Here is a 16735-nt window from a genome sequence, read left to right on the forward strand (position 1 = left end):
CCCCTGACCCGGTAGTGCCGCCGCAGTCCCCTGACCCGGCAACGCCGCCGGTATCGTTCCTTATGAAAGGTTCAACTACACGTGAAATCACCAGGAAAGAGCTTCCTTCGAAGCGGGGGACTCCGGAGGGCCGCGGCACTGACCCTGGGCTTGCCGGTTCTCTTGTCAACAGCCGCAATCGCGCCCGCCACGGCGGCTCCCGCGATGGGCTCGCCCGTCGCCGGAGTTGCGCAGAAGAATCTGGATCCGAACAGCTACCAGGACGGACGCTACATTGTCGTCCTCAATGAGAAACCGGCGGCCACCTACGATGGCGGGACGCCCGGGCTGGCGGCAACCAAGCCGGACTCCGGCAAGAAGCTCGACACCGGGAAGACCGACGTCCAGCGTTACGAGGCCCACCTCGAAGCGAAGCAGGCCGAGGTCGCCGGGCAGCAGAACGTCCGGATCAAGCGGCAGTTCACCGCGGCCGTCAACGGTTTCAGCGCAAACCTCACGGGGGACCAGGCCATCAAGCTGGCCAAGGACCCCGGCGTGCTGGTGGTTGCTCCGGATACCGAAAACGCCCCGGACTACTCGAGCACTGACTTCCTGAAGCTCAGCGGCCCCAACGGCACCTGGAGCACGAAGTTCGGCGGCCAGGCGGCCGCCGGCAAGGGTGTTGTCGTGGGTGTCATCGACACCGGCTACACCCCCTCCAGCGCCTTTTTCGCCGGCGACCAGGTTATGCCGCTCGTTGGCGATCCCGTCGTTGGCGTGCCGTACCGCACCGACGACGGCAAGATTGCAATGCTCAAGTCCGACGGCGATACCTTCACCGGCGAGTGCCAGAAAGGCGAGGGTACCGGCGCAGACTTTGACGGCTCCGCCTGCAACTCCAAAGTCCTCGCGGCGCATTACTTCGCCGATGACTTCCTGACGTACGTTCCGGCGGAAGAACGCTCCCCGCTGGAGAAGATCTCCCCGGTCGATGTCGCCAGCCACGGCACGCATACGGCCAGTACCGCTGCCGGGAACGCGAACGTCGAGACTTTCGTTGACGGTCGCAGCTTCGGTCTGACCAGCGGCATCGCCCCCGCGGCCAAGCTCTCTGTTTACAAGGTCTGCTGGGAGGATACCGACCCGAACAGCGGCGGCTGCTACAGCTCCTCATCGATCGCCGCAGTCGACCAGGCCATCTACGACGGTGTGGATGTCCTGAACTATTCGATTTCCGGCGCCACCTCCACCACCACCGATCCGGTCTCCATGGCGTTCCTGTCGGCCGCCTCCGCCGGAATCTTCGTGGCAGCATCGGCCGGTAACTCCGGCCCGACGGCGAGCACAGTGAACCACGGTGAACCGTGGGTCACGACTGTCGCTGCCAGCAGCTTCTCGCAGGAACTGCAGGGCACCGTCGAGTTCTCCGACGGAAGCAAGTTCCGCGGCGCCAGCATCATGAACCGCGAAGTCCAGGGTGCCGGCGTCGTGCTGGCTGCCAACGCGGCCGCCACGGCCGGAATCCCCAACGCAGCACTTTGCGGCCCGGACACACTGGACCCGGCGAAAGTCGCCGGCAAGGTAGTGGTCTGTGACCGCGGCGTCTTCGATCGCGTCGCCAAGAGCAAGGAAGTCCAGCGCGGCGGCGGTGTCGGCATGATCCTCGTCAACCTGAGCAACTCCTCGCTGGACACGGACAAGCACGCCGTCCCGACCGTCCACGTCAACCCGCCGGCCACCGAGACCATCAAGGCCAAGGTCACGGCCAACCCGGCCATAACGGTTTCCCTGGTCAACAAGGACACCACCGGCCTGGCGCCTGAGGCCCAGCCGCAGATCGCCGGTTTCTCGTCCCGCGGCCCGCTGCTGGCAACCGAATCCGACCTGCTGAAGCCTGATGTGACTGCCCCCGGCGTTGCAGTCCTGGCGGGCGTTTCGCCGATAGGCACCGGCGGGGACAACTTTGGCTTTTTGTCCGGTACCTCCATGGCGGCTCCGCACGTCGCCGGCTTCGGCGCACTGGTCCTCGGCAAGAACCCGAAGTGGTCCCCGGCCACGGTCAAGTCCGCGATGATGACCACCGCCGGTGACATCAAGAATGCCGACGGCAGCAAGAACACCGATGTCCTCGCCACCGGCGCAGGCCAGGTTGATCCGGCCCGCATGCTGGACCCTGGACTGGTGTACGACGCCAACGAAGACGACTACCTGAAGTTCATCCAGGGCACCGGAGTGGACCTCGGCATCCCGGGGCTGGGCAGCACAAAGGCCCGCGACATGAACGTCCCGTCGTTCTCGCTGGGCAACCTGACCGGCAAGATCGAAGTAACCCGGACCCTGACCGCGCTGACCCCCGGCACCTACCGGGTCAAGGCCGACGTCCCCGGTGTCAAGGTCACGGTAACCCCGTCCATCCTGACGTTCGGAACGGCAGGGGAGAAGAAGAACTTCAAGGTCTCCTTCGAGAATCAGAGCGCAGCACTGGGCAAGTTCGCCATGGGCTCGCTGACCTGGCAGGGCGCCAACAAGAACGTGGCTTCCCCGATCGCGGTCCGTCCGCAGTCGGTCGTCACCTCCAAGGATGTTGCCTTCACCTCCGAGGGCGGCACCGGCTCCGGTGACCTCAAGGTTGTCTCGGGCACCAACAATGCCATCAACATGACCCTGGACGGTCTATCCAAGGCGGACTCCTCTGCCGTTGAACTGGTCCCCGGTCCGGTGGCCCTTGGGGTTACGAACGCCTCGAACTTCGCCAAAGCCGTCCAGGTGCCGGCCGGCAGCCCGCTGGCCAAGCTCTCGGTCTACTCCGCGGACCCGAATGCCGACTTCGATATGTATGTGGTGAATCCCGCCAACCAGCTGATCCAGGTCGCAACCTCGTCTGCGAGCGAGTCGCTCTCAATCCCCAACCCGACCCCGGGAACCTACCGGATTTTCGTGAACCTCTACGCCAGCCCCAACGGCCAGGCCACGAAGGCGAGCGTCGATGCAGCTGTGCTCGGCTCCAATGTCGGCAACGCGACGTTGACGCCCAACCCGTTGCGTCTTGCCAACGGCAAGTCCGGAGTCGTGACGCTGAAATGGAAGAACCTGGCAGTCGGTTCCTACATCGGCCGGGTGACGTTCGCCGGCACCAGCGAGCCGACGTTTGTCAGTGTGCTCGTGACTCCGGCAGGCGCCGTGGTGGTGCCGCCGACCTCTGAGGACCAGGACAGCAATGACGGTCCCGGTGACAGCGGCGACGGAAGCCACGACGGCAAGGACAAAAAGGACAAAAAGGACAAGGGCAAAAAGGTGAAGAAGGAGCAGGCTAAGTTCCAGAACGAGGAACTTAGCGCTCCCAACAACGCCGTCTAGGCGCAGTTCCAGTCCTGACAAAACGGCAACGGCCGGCGGTTTGCACCGCCGGCCGTTGCCGTTCCTGCACTGCCGGCCGTTGCCGTTCCTGCGTCCTGCCGGACGCAGGCGGCCAGCCTAGATCGCGCCGGTGGAACCCGCCACTCCGCCCAGCAGCGGCGCCATGGCCCGCCAGCGGGCGATCTCGCAACCGTCCGTGCGGCTGAACTGGCTGGTGACTTCCCGGCCCAGGAACCACCCGGTGACCACGGCCAGCTGCGGACCGCCGTACTGCTGGGTGCACAATTTCGGCGGACCGGGCCGGGGGAAGAACATGTCCTCCCCATGCTGTGTGACGGCAGCGAGGGCGGCGGTGGCATCCGGCAGGGTACATCCCGCCGCGAGGACGCCGTCGCTTGCCGACAGCTGAAAAACGTGTTCCGGGGCGCCCGGTGCCTCGGTCAGTCGAACGGTGAGATCGATCTCGTGGTGATTGTGGGTCATTACTGTCCTTTTGTACGTTCGATGTCAGGGCCGGACCGTATCGACCGCAGCAGGGGAGCAAGCTCCCGCAGCAACCGCTCCCGCAGGTCTTGCGCTTCGGTCGAAAAAGCCCGCTGGTATTCGATATAGGCGGCTTTGCCCTCGGGTGTTTCGATCAGGATGGCGGGATAGCCCCACTCGTCCAGGTCATAGGGGGATGCCTGCATGTCCATGGCCCGGATCCGCCAGGAGAGCTCGAAACAGTCCATCACCAGCTCACTCGGCAGCAGCGGGGCAAGCTTGTAGGCCCACTTATAGAGGTCCATGTTGGCGTGCAGGCAACCGGGCTGTTCCATCGACCGCTGGTTTTCCCGGCTTGGCGCCAGGCTGTTGAGCGGAACCGCGTCCGGTGTGTAAAAACGGAAGGCGTCGAAGTGGGAGCAGCGGATCCGGTTTTGCTCCACCACTTCGTCGGTCCGTTCGGAGCCTAGCCGCAGCTGGAGGTATTCGTGCCGAAGCTCGAACTTATCCTGCCGGTAGACCATGGCCCATTCGTGCAGCCCAAAGCAGCCGAATTGGGCCGGGCGCGCCGCAGTCCCGGCCAGGATAATCCCGGCGAATACCAGGGCCTCCCGACGGTCCCGGACGAAGGCTTCGACGTCGACAGTGGCAGCCGTGGTGCCCGGCGGCAGCCCCGCGGCGGCGAGTTCGCCGTCGTCGGCCGCGCGGTAGTACTTCCAGCCGGTCCGCTCGGCCGCGGCGGGCCCTGACAGTACGACGCCGGCGCCGGGGTGCCAGCGCAGCAACTGCCCGGGTTTCTGGGTGTAGTAGGTGAAGAGAAAGTCCTCTACCGGGTGCTTCTTGCCCGCCGAACGCCGGGCGAGGTAAGGGTCCGCGTAGCGGCGGACACGCGCGTGGTGGGCAGCTTGGCGGGGAAGCCAGTGATCTGTGGAAAGTCCCTGCAGTTTAGACAGCTCCGCCGGTGGAGCCCAGGACGTCCTTGGCGGCGTTCCAGGCGGAGATCTCGCAGCCGTCGCGCAGACTGAACGTTGTTTCGACCGGACGTCCGTCCACGACGCCCGTGACCGTGGCCTCCTGCGGGCCGCCGTACTGCTGGGTGCAGGCCTGGTCTTTTGGCCGGGGCTGCGGGCTCAGGAGCGCTGCGTCGTTCTTCAGGGCGGTGCAGGCTGCGGCAGCGTTGGGGTGCTGGCTCTCGGCGGAGGGAACTCCGTCCACGCAGACCAGTGTGAAGTTTGCGGGTGTGCCGGACGCGGACGGTTTGACGCTGATGGCGAGTTCGGCGTTGCCCAGTCCCGGCCCCGGGGTCGCGGAGGCGGCGGACGGCGCAGGTGCCGGCGTTTTTGTTTCGGCATCGGGCGAGGGTGTGCCTGTCGGGGCAGTGCTGGTCCCGTCCGTCGGGGCGGTGGCGGTGGTCGACGGCGTCGGTGTTGTTCCTGGCGAGCAGGCGGCGAGTCCGGCCACTGCCATCAGAACGAACGCCGCCTGGCTCAGTTGCTTGCGCATCAGCAGTCCTCCTGTGTTTTGCCCAGTCTACCGCCGCGGCGGCAGCTCGACGGGGGTCTTTGTGGCAGCAATCAGGCCCATCATGGCGCTGTGCAGATGGCTGACCTGTTCACGGGTCATGCCCAGCCGATCCATCATGGTGCCGGGCACGGCTGTCGCTTGCTGCCGCAACGCCGCACCCCGCGGCGTCAGGCCCACGGCAAGGGTCCGTTCGTTGCCGGGCACGCGCTGGCGGGTGATGAATCCGGCCGACTCCAGGCGGCGGAGCAGGGGCGAAATCGTTGCCGGTTCCTGGGCGATGGCAGCGCTGATGTCTCGTACGGAGCGGGGGCTGGATTCCCAGAGGCAAAGCATCACAAGGTATTGCGGGTGGGTCAGGCCGAGCTGGTCCAACACCGGCTTGTAGGCGCCGACGACGCTCCGGGAGGCCACCGTAAGAGCGAAGCAGAGCTGGTGCTCGAGCAGGAGGTCGTCCCGGGCTTCCCCGGTCGATTCCGTCATCTGGCCTCCTAGATAGTTCGTGTACTAATCATTAGCGTACACTGGAGTCATCGTCCCGTTCTAGGAGTGGATTGTGATGGCCAACGAAAAAGCCGAAAACGGCTCGCAGCGTTTTATGCGTGCCACCGGCAAGCTCCGGATGATCTTCGGCCCCGCCAACCGCAGCGCCCTCGGCCATGAGATGACGGAACAGAACCGGCAGCTGCTGGCCGCGCGCGAAGCCGAAACCCAGCAGTGGGAGACCCTCCGGAGGCCGGACGGAAGCACCTATGTTGTGCCGCGCAACCCCGATGACAAGTCACTGCGCTGAGCCGCAGCAAGGCCGGGGCTCCGGGACCGCGTCCGGCCCTGGTCTCGGGCCGCCCGGCGCCTTTTGCCGCCGTCGGGCGTAAAATGAGGGCACTGGCCCCGCACGCAGCCGTGGCCGTTCAGCATGGCCCGGACGCTGGAGAGGGGGTGGGAATTGTGGCACTCGCACTGCGGAAAGCTGCCCTCGGAAAGCACCTGCACCCGTCGTCCTGGATAGGTTTCTTTTTCGGTACTGCTTCGAGGGGGGATACCTCCTCGCCGGTCGTGCACAAGCACGACGACTTTGAGCGGGCTTCCGAAGTGGACCTCGCCGGTTTCGAAGTGGAGACCGATGCGCAGGGACATCACTACGCTGTCCGAAAGGAAGATCTCCGGAACCAGGAAGCCTGAGCATTCGCCGGAGGGGCGCAAAGGTCCCGGGCGTAACGGGCAGGGAGCGGCCGGCGCCGGTCCCTGCCTTCAATAATGGTGTCTTGTCTTAATGACGGCTGGCTAGCCGCGTCCGGCGTGAATCCCCGCCGAGTCCCGCCGTTCCGGTCAGCGGCCGGTACCGCCGTAGACCGTTGCCTCGTCCTCGCTGTCCAGGTCAAAAGCCTTGTGAATGGCGCGAACGGCGTCGTCGAGCAGATCAGCGTGCGTGACGACGGAAATCCTGATCTCCGAGGTGGAGATCATGTTGATGTTGATGCTGGCCTCCGAAAGCGCCGCGAAGAACCGCGCAGAGACACCGGGATGGGACCGCATGCCGGCGCCGATCAGCGACAGCTTTCCGATCTTTTCGTTGTATTCGATGCTTTCGAAGCCGATCCGGTCCTGCGCGGCGTGCAGGGCGGCCAGGGCGTCGGCGCCCTCGACGATCGGCAGGGTGAAGGAAATATCGGTCCGGCCGGTGCCGTGCGTGGATACGTTCTGGACAATCATGTCAATGTTCGAGTGCGCATCGGCGATGACCTGGAAGATCGCCGCGGCCTTGCCGGGAATATCAGGAACCCCGACGACCGTGACCTTGGCTTCGGAACGGTCGTGGGCAACACCGGAGATGATTGGCTGCTCCAAGGCAACTCCTTCTTGGGTTGGGATCTTGTCGTCGGCGCCGGGTAGGACCCAGGTGCCTTCGTTCTGGCTAAAGGAGGATCTTACATGCAGCGGCATACCGAAACGGCGCGCATACTCGACGCAGCGCAAGTGCAGGATCTTGGCGCCGGACGCCGCCAGTTCGAGCATCTCCTCGCTGGAGATCCGGTCGATCTTGCGCGCGGACGGTACAACTCTGGGATCTGCGGTGTAGATCCCGTCGACGTCGGTGAAGATCTCGCACACGTCGGCATCGAGGGCGGCGGCCAGCGCCACCGCTGTGGTGTCCGAACCGCCGCGGCCCAGCGTTGTGACCTCGTTGGTGGTGCGGCTCATGCCCTGGAAGCCTGCGACGATCGCAATGTGTCCCTTGTCCAGGGCGGTGCGGATGCGGTGCGGGTCGACGTCGATGATCCGGGCTTTGCCGTGGATGCCGTCGGTGATCATGCCGGCCTGGGAGCCGGTGAAGGACTGTGCCGAAGCGCCGAACTTGTTGATGGCCATGGCGAGCAGGGCCATCGAGATGCGTTCACCGGCTGAGAGCAGCATGTCCATTTCCCGGGCCGGCGCCGCATCGGTGACCTGTGCGGCCAAGTCCAGTAGTTCATCGGTGGTGTCGCCCATGGCCGAGACAACCACAACGACTTCGTCACCGGCGTTCTGGGCGTCGACGATCCGCCTGGCCACCCGCTTTATCCCCGCAGCATCCGCTACTGAGGAACCGCCGAATTTCTTGACCACCAGGTGCCTGGTGGGGGCGGCCGTGACGGGCAGCGTTAGCGGCTGCGGTCCGGAGTGGACTTCGGTAGTGGGCAAACTCATGCGCGCACCCTCACTGGATCATCGGGGTTCTGGGCCAGGCAACCAAACGGCGCGACGGCGTAACTTCTCAGCCCAGTTTATCGCCGTGTCCCGTCGGTTGCTTCATTGTGACCGAATGGCAGACGGGCCCCCTCATTTCCTCTGGACATGCTCTCCCTCGCGGATCAGGATTGGGCATATGGCGGGTATGTCCGTTCAGGGACGCGGGTGCTGGACATGTCCACTAGGTCGGAGGCTCAAACGGTGGACCAGGATGGGGAAGAGTTTGGCTATGAGCTGATCGGCGCCGGGGCCACTCCGGATGCCGCGCCCGGGGTCGGCGACGGGCAGAGCGGCGACGACCGGGACGGCGGGCCATTCCAGGCCGCCGGCCGCATGACCCGCGTAGTCCGGGCAGCCGTTCACGAACGCCTGCTGGCCGTGCGCACGCTGAGGTTCTGGCTCGCGTCGGCAGCGGTATCGCTGGCTTCGTGGGGTTTGGCCATGTTGCTGGTCGCGGTCCTGGGTGCCGGCGAAGAACTCCACGGCGATTCGTACCGTTTGGCGTACATTCTGACCGCGGCGGCGTTGACAATGGTCGCGGCGTTAGCGGGGGTGCTGTGGGGTCTCGGTTGGCGCAGCCGGGTCCATTGCCCCTCGCCTTCGGAGCCGGTGTCCGAACGGGGCGGCGGCGCTGGCCCGCTGCCACGCTGGTTCGAGGCTGCGTCGCGGGGTGTCGCGTTTGCTTTGGCTGCCTTCGTTTTCCTGCTGGTGCCGGCCTTTGGATCCGGCGGGCCGGTTGAAGCAGCGGTTGTTGCGGCAATCGTTATGGTGGTGGCTTCTGCGGCGTTCGGTGGGATTGGTGCCGGCGCCGCTGCCTGGCTCCGTCCCGGTGCCGCGCGAACCGCCGCCTGCGTTGTTGCGGCCTTTCTGGTGCTGGGAAACGTGGTGGCAGTGGTCGCTCTACTGCCGGCGGTTCGCGCTGACGAGCCGGTGCTGGTGGCCATCAATGTCGAGCGCGATGACTTGGGCCGGGTGGTGCATTTTGAATGTTCGCCCGAGTTTGCCGGGATTGCCGAGGTCTTCCACACCGAGCGGATCTTCTGGCTGGCGGTTTCGAACCCGGTGATTATATTTACCCTGCTGCTTGGGGACCCATCGTCTCCGCCGGACTCCCTCCGCTGGCTGCCGGTTGAACTCCAGGCCGCCGCCGAAGGCCGGCATGTCCCGTGTCTTGAAGCGGAGCCGTTGGAAGAATCCGGACTGCAGATCCCGTTGGCTCTCAGCGGGTTGGCCGGCCAGGGTGTGCTGGCCGGGATTTTCCTGAACGGAGGGGCTGCGGCAGTCCGACGGCGTGAGGTTGCTCCGAGGTAAACGCCCCCGGGCCGGTTAGGCGCTAGTGTGCCAAGGTGGGGCCGAGGCGGCGTTCATCATCCCGGGTGGACTAGCTCAGAGCGTTGCGGCGGCCCTCGAACGCACGGCCCAGCGTGACCTCATCGGCGTATTCGAGGTCGCCGCCCACGGGCAGTCCCGACGCCAGCCTGGTGACGGCGATCCCGATCGACTTGAGCATACGGGCCAGGTAGGTAGCCGTTGCCTCGCCCTCCAGATTGGGGTCGGTGGCAATGATGACTTCCTGGATGGCCCCGTCGTTGAGCCGGGTGAGCAGCTCACGGATCCGGAGCTGCTCGGGGCCAACACCGGCGATGGGGTTGATGGCCCCTCCAAGCACGTGGTAACGGCCGCGGAAAGATCGGGTGCGTTCGACGGCAAGGACGTCTTTGGATTCTTCAACGACGCAGATGATCGAGGGGTCCCGGCGCGGGTCCCGGCAGATGTTGCAGAGTTCCTGCTCCGTGACGTTCCCGCAGACGGTGCAGAATTTCACCCGCTCTTTGACAGTGATGATGGCATCGGCCAGCCGCTTCATGTCCTGCGGGTCGGCTTCAAGGATGTGGAAAGCCAGCCGCTGGGCGGACTTGGGCCCGACGCCGGGAAGCCGTCCGAGCTCGTCGATCAGCTCTTGAACTGCACCTTCGTACACTTTGTCCTCGTTCGTCTTTGTGTGTGGGGGGGTCGGTGGCCTGCGGCGGGGCGGCTAGAACCGCGGCGGCAGTGCGCTGCCGTCCAAGGACCGTTCTTCCACGAGTTTTCCGCCCAGGATGCGTTCCACGGCGGCCCGTCCGAAGACGCCTGATTCTTCGATAGTCTCGTCGTCGGCGCTGGGTTCGTCCTGGACATAGGTGTTGACCGCGGCTGCGGCGCGGGCCGGGGCCTTGGCGCGGCCCGCTTCGGCCTCAGGGCTGTTGGAGAGGCGCTGGTACAGGCTTTGCCTGCCAGCGGATGGTGGGGTTGCCAGGTCCGCGGGCGCCATCACCGGCGTGGCGTGCAGGGCAACGGGCTCGCCGCTGGTTGACGCTGGCTCGGAGGCAGCGACGGCCGGCACCAGCTCCGCGGAATCTCCCCACCCGTTCGAAGAGGCAACGGGCTGGTAGGACGCGGAAGCCGACACTGCCGCGGCGTACTGCGGGACCTGTGCCGCTGCTGGTTCATACTGCGGTGGATCGGGCTCGGGCGTTGGGGTGGCAGCGACGGTTTCCTCGCGCCGGTAGCCTCCGACGTTGGAGTCGGTGCCGACGGTCCAGACGCCGGGGGCTTCCTCGAGGGCACGGCCCCAGGGGTCGTCGGCAGGGGCTGGCGCTTCGACCGGCGGAACGGCGGTCGGGGTTGTTTTGGCGGCAGCCCCGGCGCGGGCGGGTGCGGCGGGCCTGTTGCGTACAGCTGAGGCTGCCGGTTGCGGGGCGGCGCTGGCAGCTGGGGCCGAAGGGTCCCAGTCCATCGGCGGTTCCTCGTCCAGCGGCGGAGCGTCTTCGTCCCGCGGCGGTCCCCAATCGTCGTCGGGATAGGCGTAGGAGCCGGCCGGGTCCTGGACCGGTCCCGGGTGTTCGTTCGCTGCCGAAGCTGCCGGAACGGCGGTCCGGGGTTCCTCCGGCGTGGTTTCTGTCGGAGCGTGCGACGGCGTAGGCGTAGGCGCAGAGGCAGAGGCAGAGGCAGCGGGTGCCGGGGCCGCCGCTGGAGCATCTTCGGCCGGCGCAGGCCCTGGTGGCAGCGCGGTGGCCGGGGCGTCCTGGTGCGCAGCACTTTGCTCCGCCGCGGCCGTGGGCAGGCTCCAGCCAGCGTCGGTGGGCGTGGCCGGGACGTCCCGGCTAGCGGGTGCTTTTGGGTTTGGCTCAGAGCTCGCTGCGCTGTTGCTTCCACTGGCCACGGCAGTGATCTGGCATTCGATGCCAATCGTCTTGTGGATCGCCTGCCGCAGATTCTCCGAGTGATCTGCCCGCCCGAACGCGCCCGCCAGGCCCGCGGTATTAAAGGCGAGCGTCAGTACATGGTCTTCGAAGTGCCCCACTTGGGCATTTGGTTCGACGAGGGCCCAGGTGCTCCGCTTGATCTTGCTGAGGGTCTGCAGGATCTCGGGCCATGCGCGGCGGAGGACTTCGACATCGGCCCCGGATCCGGTGCCATTAGCAGCAGCGGGAGCTGTTGACGCGGCGGAAGGGGCGGGCCGGATTTGGGCCACAGCGGACGGGGCAGCGACCGCCGGCACCGGCGGAGCTGCCTCGCGCGCCGGCGCCGGTCCGGAGGCCGCCGGGTTGACCGCCGCCGGCTCAGTGACGGGCCAGTCCCGGGTGCTGACACGCGGCGGAGTGAGAGTTTCCCTGGCCGGTTCAGCGTCGGGCAGCCGGGCCGCTTGAACGGCGGCGGCCGGCGGAGTGGCGGCTGCAGGCACCGGAACGGCAGGCGCCGGAGCCGCCGCCGCGGGGGCAGCCGCCGCTGCGGTAGCGTCCGGGGCCTGGGCGGCCGTGACCGCTGGGGCGGCAAGGGGGGCCCCGACGTCGTTTCCGGCATAATTCAGGCGGCGTTCCACCCGGTCGATTCGGGCGGCAATGCCGCGCTCTGTCTGCTCCGAAGACGGCAGCAGGATCCGGGCGCAGAGTAATTCCAGGTGCAGCCGCGGCGACGTCGCACCGGTCATCTCGGTCAGAGCGGTGTTGGAGACGTCCGCTGCCCGGGACAGCTCTGCCGCGCCCAGGTTGTGTGCCTGGTTCTGCAGACGCGCGATTTGGTCGGCGGGAACGCCGCGGAGAATTGACTGGGCGCTCTCCGGCAAGGCTTGGACGATGATGAGGTCGCGGAAGCGTTCGAGCAGGTCCTCCACGAACCGGCGCGGGTCATGTCCGGTTTGGATGACCCGGTCCACTGCGCGGAACACGGTGGCGGCGTCGGAGGCCGCGACGGCCTCCACAACGTCGTCGAGCAGCGTCGCATGGGTGTAGCCCAGCAGGGCAACGGCGAGCTCGTAGTCCAGGCCGTCCGGTCCGGCGCCGGCCATAAGCTGGTCCAGGACGGAGAGCGAGTCCCGCACGGAACCGCCGCCGGCGCGGATAACGAGCGAAAGCACGCCCGGCGCCACGGGGACATCTTCCTGCCTGCAGAGCAGCTCCAGGTACGCCATCAGCGGCTCGGGCGGCACGAGGCGGAACGGGTAGTGGTGTGTACGGGAACGGATGGTGCCGATGACCTTGTCCGGCTCCGTGGTGGCAAAAATGAATTTGATGTGTTCCGGCGGCTCTTCGACGATCTTGAGCAGGGCGTTGAAGCCGGCTGAGGTGACCATGTGGGCTTCGTCGATGATAAAGATCTTGTAGCGGTCGCGGACGGGAGCATAGGTTGCCCGTTCGCGCAGGTCGCGGGCGTCGTCGACACCGCCGTGGCTGGCGGCGTCGATCTCGATGACGTCGAGGGACCCGGAGCCGCCCCGGGCCAGTTCGACGCAGCTCGGGCACTTGCCGCAAGGGGTATCCGTGGGGCCCTCGGCGCAGTTCAGGCAACGGGCCAGGATGCGGGCGGAAGTCGTTTTTCCGCAGCCGCGGGGGCCCGAAAAGAGGTAGGCGTGGTTCACGCGATTCTTGCGCAGAGCGGTCATCAGCGGCTCGGTGACGTGTTCCTGCCCGATAACGTCCGCGAACGAATCAGGGCGGTATCTACGGTAAAGGGCGGTAGTAACAGTCACAGCTAAACCCTACCAATCGGCACAGACATAAAAGACCCCTCATGCACCCGCCAGAGCCCATTTACCCTTGCTACCTTCCGGTCCTGGGGGAGTTCAACAGGATGACGCCACATGAGGGGCCGTCAGCAAGTTTACCCGACGTTTGAGTGTGCCCCGAATCGTGGGCTGCGAGCCGGGAAAATCCCGCCGGACTTGCTCATTTTCCAGTGCAGAGGCAGGGCACAATAGGCATATGTCCATTGGTCGCGGCGAGCGTGGGGCATGTCCGGTGGGGCCGGGGGTGGGGCCAATTGGGCGATGCCGGGAAGTTCAGGTATTCTAGTATCTGCTTTTGATTCAGAAGCTACTGGAGAATTCGCCTAGCGGCCTATGGCGCACGCCTGGAACGCGTGTTGGGTTAACGCCCTCGGGGGTTCAAATCCCCCATTCTCCGCGCTTGGCCCCGGTCCCTTGGACCGGGGCCTTTTTGCTTGCCGCGAAGATGACGGCCCGGCGCCCTCAGGCCCGGTAGCCCAGCCTGCGGAGTCGATTCCGGGCAGCCTGTTCACTCGGGCCCACCCGGCCCAAAGCGAGATGGACGATGCTGAGCGTAACCTTCGTCGCCAGCCGCACCGGCAGCGGGAAGGGCCCCAGCCGGGCGGTGCGCAGGCCCAGCAAGTCCCGGTACTTGGGCTCGAGGCTGACCACGGCCGCTGCGAACAGCACCCGGTAGCCCGGTCTGAGCACGGGGTGGAGCGGCGGGTTGCGGATGAACGCCACGGTCTCGGCAACCCTTCCGTCGGAGCGGAGCTCGCCGGCTTCATACCAGTGGTCCAATTGCTGGCGCATAGCCGCCTCGCTGAGCGGCGGCGACTGCACCCCCATCAGTTCACCGGCCTGTGCCCATTCACGCACGTAGGCGTCGGGACCGCCAGGAATCGGCCGGCCCCAGATCTTGTGCGTCGAGAGGAAAGCGTCGGTGAAGGCGATATGCACCCAGCGAAGCAATTCCGGATCATCAGCCGCGTAGCTGCGCGCGACGCCGTGACCGTCCACGTATTCCCCGCGCACCGATCCGTGGAGCCGCAGCACCCAGTCGGAGGCAGCGCGGGCCGCGGTGGTTGACCCGTAGGTAACCGTAAAGATCCAGCGGATCGTCCCCGCAAGCCGGCCCAGTGGATCCTCGCGGAAACGGGAGTGGTCGTGGACGCCAGCCAACGCGCCGGGATGGAGCGCCTGCATAAGCAGCGCCCGAATGCCCGCCACAATCGGTGTCATGTCCCCATGCACGGCCCAGACTGCCGAGCCTGGCAGGTGGTAGCCGGGGTCGTTGCCTTCCGCAAGACGGGGCACCCATTCCGGGACCTCGTCCCGGGACCCGGAAAACGTTTGCTTTAGTTCGGCCTGCCATTCCCTGAGGACATTGCGCATACTCCCATTCTCACCCACAGCCGCGGTGCCAGATACTCGCCGCTGGGCGCGGAACTACTGTGCTGCCCACTCGAGTTTGAAAGCCGCGGGTTTTTGCGGTTCACAGGCCACGACGAATGTGGTCCCATAAGAACGTCGGTCCGAGGTATTTGCGATCGGCGAACAGGATGCGGGAGCCACATCGTGGGAAAACACTGGGGAAACTCATCGGGTGGGCAGGCCACTAGAACCCGAATCTTTGCTGGGCGCCTTCTGTCCGGGGGTTTGTGCCTCTCCCTTGCGGTGCTGAGTTTCGGAGTCCAGGGGCTCGCGGGCAGCGGAACTGCCGGATTGCCGGCCCGAGTGCTGGCCTCCGGCGTCGTAGGTCCGGGCACCCTGGCGGCGGACGGTGGAGGCATCCCCGCCGTTTCGGCTGTTGGCGCCTTGGCCGCCACATCATTCACCGCCGACGCACTGGCGCTTCTGGCCTACAACCGGTCAAGCGTCCTGACGACGCCCAGGGACGGCGTAGCCGTGCAGCTCAACGTTGCATCTGCCGGATTGAAACGGCCCGCAGAAGGCTTCCTGATGGCTCCCCTCGAATCCCTCCACGAGTCCTCTCCCTTTGGGCAGCGAATCAGCCCCATCTCGGGAGCGCCCGGCGAATTCCACTGGGGCCAGGACTACTCGGCGCCATGCGGTACCCGGGTCTATTCCGCCGACGCCGGAGTGGTGCGGGCAGTCGGCTGGCACCCCTGGGGTGGCGGAAACCGTGTGGAAATCGATCACGGCAACGGCCTCGTGACCACCTACAACCACCTTGAGGGGATCGCCGTCAAAAAGGGCGACTCGGTTCGGGTTGGCCAGGTCATTGCGAGGGTGGGAACCACCGGGTCCTCCACCGGCTGCCATCTGCATTTTGAGACCATCCTCAACGGCTCCCACAAAAACCCCCATGAATGGATCCTCCTACCGACGGTGCAGACGGACCAGCTTGGCGCCCTGGTGATGACCAGCTACGCGCCCAATGCCGGACTGCCGTCGAATACTTCACTTGGCTGGGCGATCCCGGGTTCCCGCGACCGGAGCGGCGAGTCCGGCGCCGGCGCCCAAGCAGCACCCGCAACGGAGCTGCCGCAACTGCCAAACCTCATCGCGACGCCGACGACGTCCACCACGACGCCGCCAACGACCCTGCCCGTGACGACCCCGCCCGCGCCCACACCGCCCACCACGACGCCCACCATGACGCCGCCGACGACCCTGCCCGTGACGACCCCGCCCGCGCCCACACCGCCCACCACGACGCCCACCATGACGCCGCCGACGACCCCGCCCGTGACGACCCCGCCCGCGCCCACACCGCCCACCACACCGCCGCCAACGACCCCGCCCGCGCCCACACCAACTGCGACGCCGACGACCCCACCGACCGTGACGCCCGCGCCCACACCGCCCACCATGACGCCGCCAACGACCCCGCCAACGACCCCGCCCGCGCCCACACCGCCCACCGCGCCGCCAACGACGCCGGCCACCGCGACGCCGACGCCCACACCCACAGTGACCCCCGCCTCCACCCCTACCCCTACCCCGACGACCGAGCCCACGCCGCTGACTGCGCCGCGGGTACCCGTCCCGTCGCTGCCTCCGGGGCCGTAGCAGGCCCCGACCCATACCCGCGTACGTTGGTATCGAATGACAGTCGTGACCAATCCGGATCACTGCTCCGGGCACGAACTCCCTACCAACTTCGCGAGGAACCCCGCTATGACCGATCTCCACAGCATTCCGCTCACCCTTATCGACGGCACCAGCACCGACTTTGGCCGGTTCAAGGGGGAGGTGGTGCTGGTGGTCAACGTGGCGTCGCAGTGCGGTTTCACCCCGCAGTACGCCGGGCTTGAGGCGCTTCACAATAAGTTCCGGGATCAGGGCTTTCAGGTACTCGGGGTGCCCTGCAACCAGTTTGCCGGCCAGGAACCCGCCGCGGACTCCGAGATCGCGGAATTCTGCGAACGGAACTTCGGTGTGACCTTTCCACTCAGCACCAAAGCCGACGTCCGCGGCAAAAACCAGCACCCTCTCTACGCGGAACTGACGAAATTCAAAAACGGCTTCCTGCCGGGGCTGGTGAAGTGGAACTTCGAGAAATTCCTTGTGAACCGTGAGGGCGCAGTGGTTTCCCGGTTTGCTCCTACCGTCGGTCCGGATTCGCCCGAAGTACTGGAAGCCGTTCGCTCGGCCCTTAGCTGAGAGCTGGGTCCC

The 16735-nt window shown here is 66.3% G+C and carries 14 protein-coding genes, 1 tRNA gene, 1 other RNA gene and 1 pseudogene; 7 read left to right on the forward strand and 10 right to left on the reverse strand.

Annotation, left to right across the window (positions count from 1 at the left end; translation table 11 throughout):
• Positions 1-81 precede the first annotated feature (81 nt).
• On the forward strand, positions 82-3336 hold the full coding sequence (locus ABIB49_RS01700) for a S8 family serine peptidase (RefSeq protein WP_502913741.1): 3255 nt from the start codon (positions 82-84) through the stop codon (positions 3334-3336).
• 117 nt (positions 3337-3453) lie between these two features.
• Here ABIB49_RS01700 and ABIB49_RS01705 read toward each other — a convergent pair whose 3' ends face one another.
• From ABIB49_RS01705 to ABIB49_RS01720, 4 genes are read right to left on the reverse strand one after another with little or no spacing between them, the layout of a single operon-like run.
• Entirely contained in the window at positions 3454-3819 is a 366-nt protein-coding gene (locus tag ABIB49_RS01705; RefSeq protein ID WP_226773920.1) for a serine protease inhibitor, read from the reverse strand.
• Positions 3819-4772, reverse strand: coding sequence for a 3-methyladenine DNA glycosylase (locus ABIB49_RS01710; RefSeq protein ID WP_282359596.1), 954 nt, complete (start codon positions 4770-4772; stop codon positions 3819-3821). Before ABIB49_RS01710 ends, ABIB49_RS01705 begins: the two co-directional genes overlap by 1 nt.
• Positions 4765-5322, reverse strand: coding sequence for an SSI family serine proteinase inhibitor (locus tag ABIB49_RS01715; protein WP_226773921.1), 558 nt, complete (start codon positions 5320-5322; stop codon positions 4765-4767). The genes ABIB49_RS01710 and ABIB49_RS01715 overlap by 8 nt, the downstream gene beginning before the upstream one ends.
• A gap of 27 nt (positions 5323-5349) precedes the next feature.
• Positions 5350-5823, reverse strand: a complete 474-nt coding sequence (locus ABIB49_RS01720) for a MarR family winged helix-turn-helix transcriptional regulator (RefSeq protein ID WP_226773922.1) — start codon at positions 5821-5823, stop codon at positions 5350-5352.
• A 76-nt stretch (positions 5824-5899) separates the two neighbouring features.
• Here ABIB49_RS01720 and ABIB49_RS01725 point away from each other — a divergent pair, with 76 nt between their 5' ends.
• Positions 5900-6133 carry a hypothetical protein gene (locus tag ABIB49_RS01725; protein WP_226773929.1) on the forward strand — a complete coding sequence of 78 codons (234 nt, stop codon included), beginning with the start codon at positions 5900-5902 and terminating at the stop codon, positions 6131-6133.
• 194 nt (positions 6134-6327) lie between these two features.
• Complete coding sequence (locus tag ABIB49_RS01730) at positions 6328-6522, forward strand: hypothetical protein (RefSeq protein ID WP_226773930.1); 195 nt, start codon at positions 6328-6330, stop codon at positions 6520-6522.
• Positions 6523-6669: 147 nt separating this feature from the next.
• On the opposite strand, the gene ABIB49_RS01735 is transcribed toward ABIB49_RS01730, so the two are convergent.
• Positions 6670-8028: an aspartate kinase gene (locus tag ABIB49_RS01735; protein WP_253031338.1), complete on the reverse strand. Its 1359-nt coding sequence runs from the start codon at positions 8026-8028 to the stop codon at positions 6670-6672.
• A 243-nt stretch (positions 8029-8271) separates the two neighbouring features.
• Here ABIB49_RS01735 and ABIB49_RS01740 point away from each other — a divergent pair, with 243 nt between their 5' ends.
• A complete protein-coding gene (locus ABIB49_RS01740; RefSeq protein WP_226773924.1) occupies positions 8272-9381 on the forward strand; it encodes a hypothetical protein in 1110 nt (369 codons plus the stop codon).
• A gap of 70 nt (positions 9382-9451) precedes the next feature.
• Here ABIB49_RS01740 and recR read toward each other — a convergent pair whose 3' ends face one another.
• The 3 genes from recR to ffs form a co-directional block, all read right to left on the reverse strand.
• Entirely contained in the window at positions 9452-10051 is a 600-nt protein-coding gene (gene recR, locus ABIB49_RS01745; protein ID WP_226773925.1) for a recombination mediator RecR, read from the reverse strand.
• Between the two features lie 54 nt (positions 10052-10105).
• Entirely contained in the window at positions 10106-13078 is a 2973-nt protein-coding gene (locus ABIB49_RS01750) for a DNA polymerase III subunit gamma and tau (RefSeq protein WP_354156599.1), read from the reverse strand.
• A 27-nt stretch (positions 13079-13105) separates the two neighbouring features.
• Positions 13106-13202, reverse strand: an RNA gene (gene ffs / locus ABIB49_RS01755) — signal recognition particle sRNA small type.
• A 224-nt stretch (positions 13203-13426) separates the two neighbouring features.
• Between ffs and ABIB49_RS01760 the strand changes: the two genes are divergently transcribed.
• A tRNA-Ser gene (locus ABIB49_RS01760) sits at positions 13427-13511 on the forward strand.
• Between the two features lie 65 nt (positions 13512-13576).
• Here ABIB49_RS01760 and ABIB49_RS01765 read toward each other — a convergent pair.
• A complete protein-coding gene (locus ABIB49_RS01765) occupies positions 13577-14488 on the reverse strand; it encodes an oxygenase MpaB family protein (protein ID WP_283480362.1) in 912 nt (303 codons plus the stop codon).
• 567 nt (positions 14489-15055) lie between these two features.
• On the opposite strand from ABIB49_RS01765, the pseudogene ABIB49_RS01770 reads away from it, so the two are divergent.
• Positions 15056-15409, forward strand: a pseudogene (locus ABIB49_RS01770) (M23 family metallopeptidase); the annotation flags it as partial.
• Positions 15410-15483: 74 nt separating this feature from the next.
• Here ABIB49_RS01770 and ABIB49_RS01775 read toward each other — a convergent pair.
• Positions 15484-16077, reverse strand: coding sequence for a hypothetical protein (locus ABIB49_RS01775; protein ID WP_354156652.1), 594 nt, complete (start codon positions 16075-16077; stop codon positions 15484-15486).
• 160 nt (positions 16078-16237) lie between these two features.
• On the opposite strand from ABIB49_RS01775, the gene ABIB49_RS01780 reads away from it, so the two are divergent.
• Positions 16238-16723: a glutathione peroxidase gene (locus ABIB49_RS01780; RefSeq protein ID WP_226775008.1), complete on the forward strand. Its 486-nt coding sequence runs from the start codon at positions 16238-16240 to the stop codon at positions 16721-16723.
• Positions 16724-16735: the final 12 nt, after the last annotated feature.

This window comes from Arthrobacter sp. UYCu512 (assembly GCF_040547075.1).
Classification (GTDB): domain Bacteria; phylum Actinomycetota; class Actinomycetes; order Actinomycetales; family Micrococcaceae; genus Arthrobacter.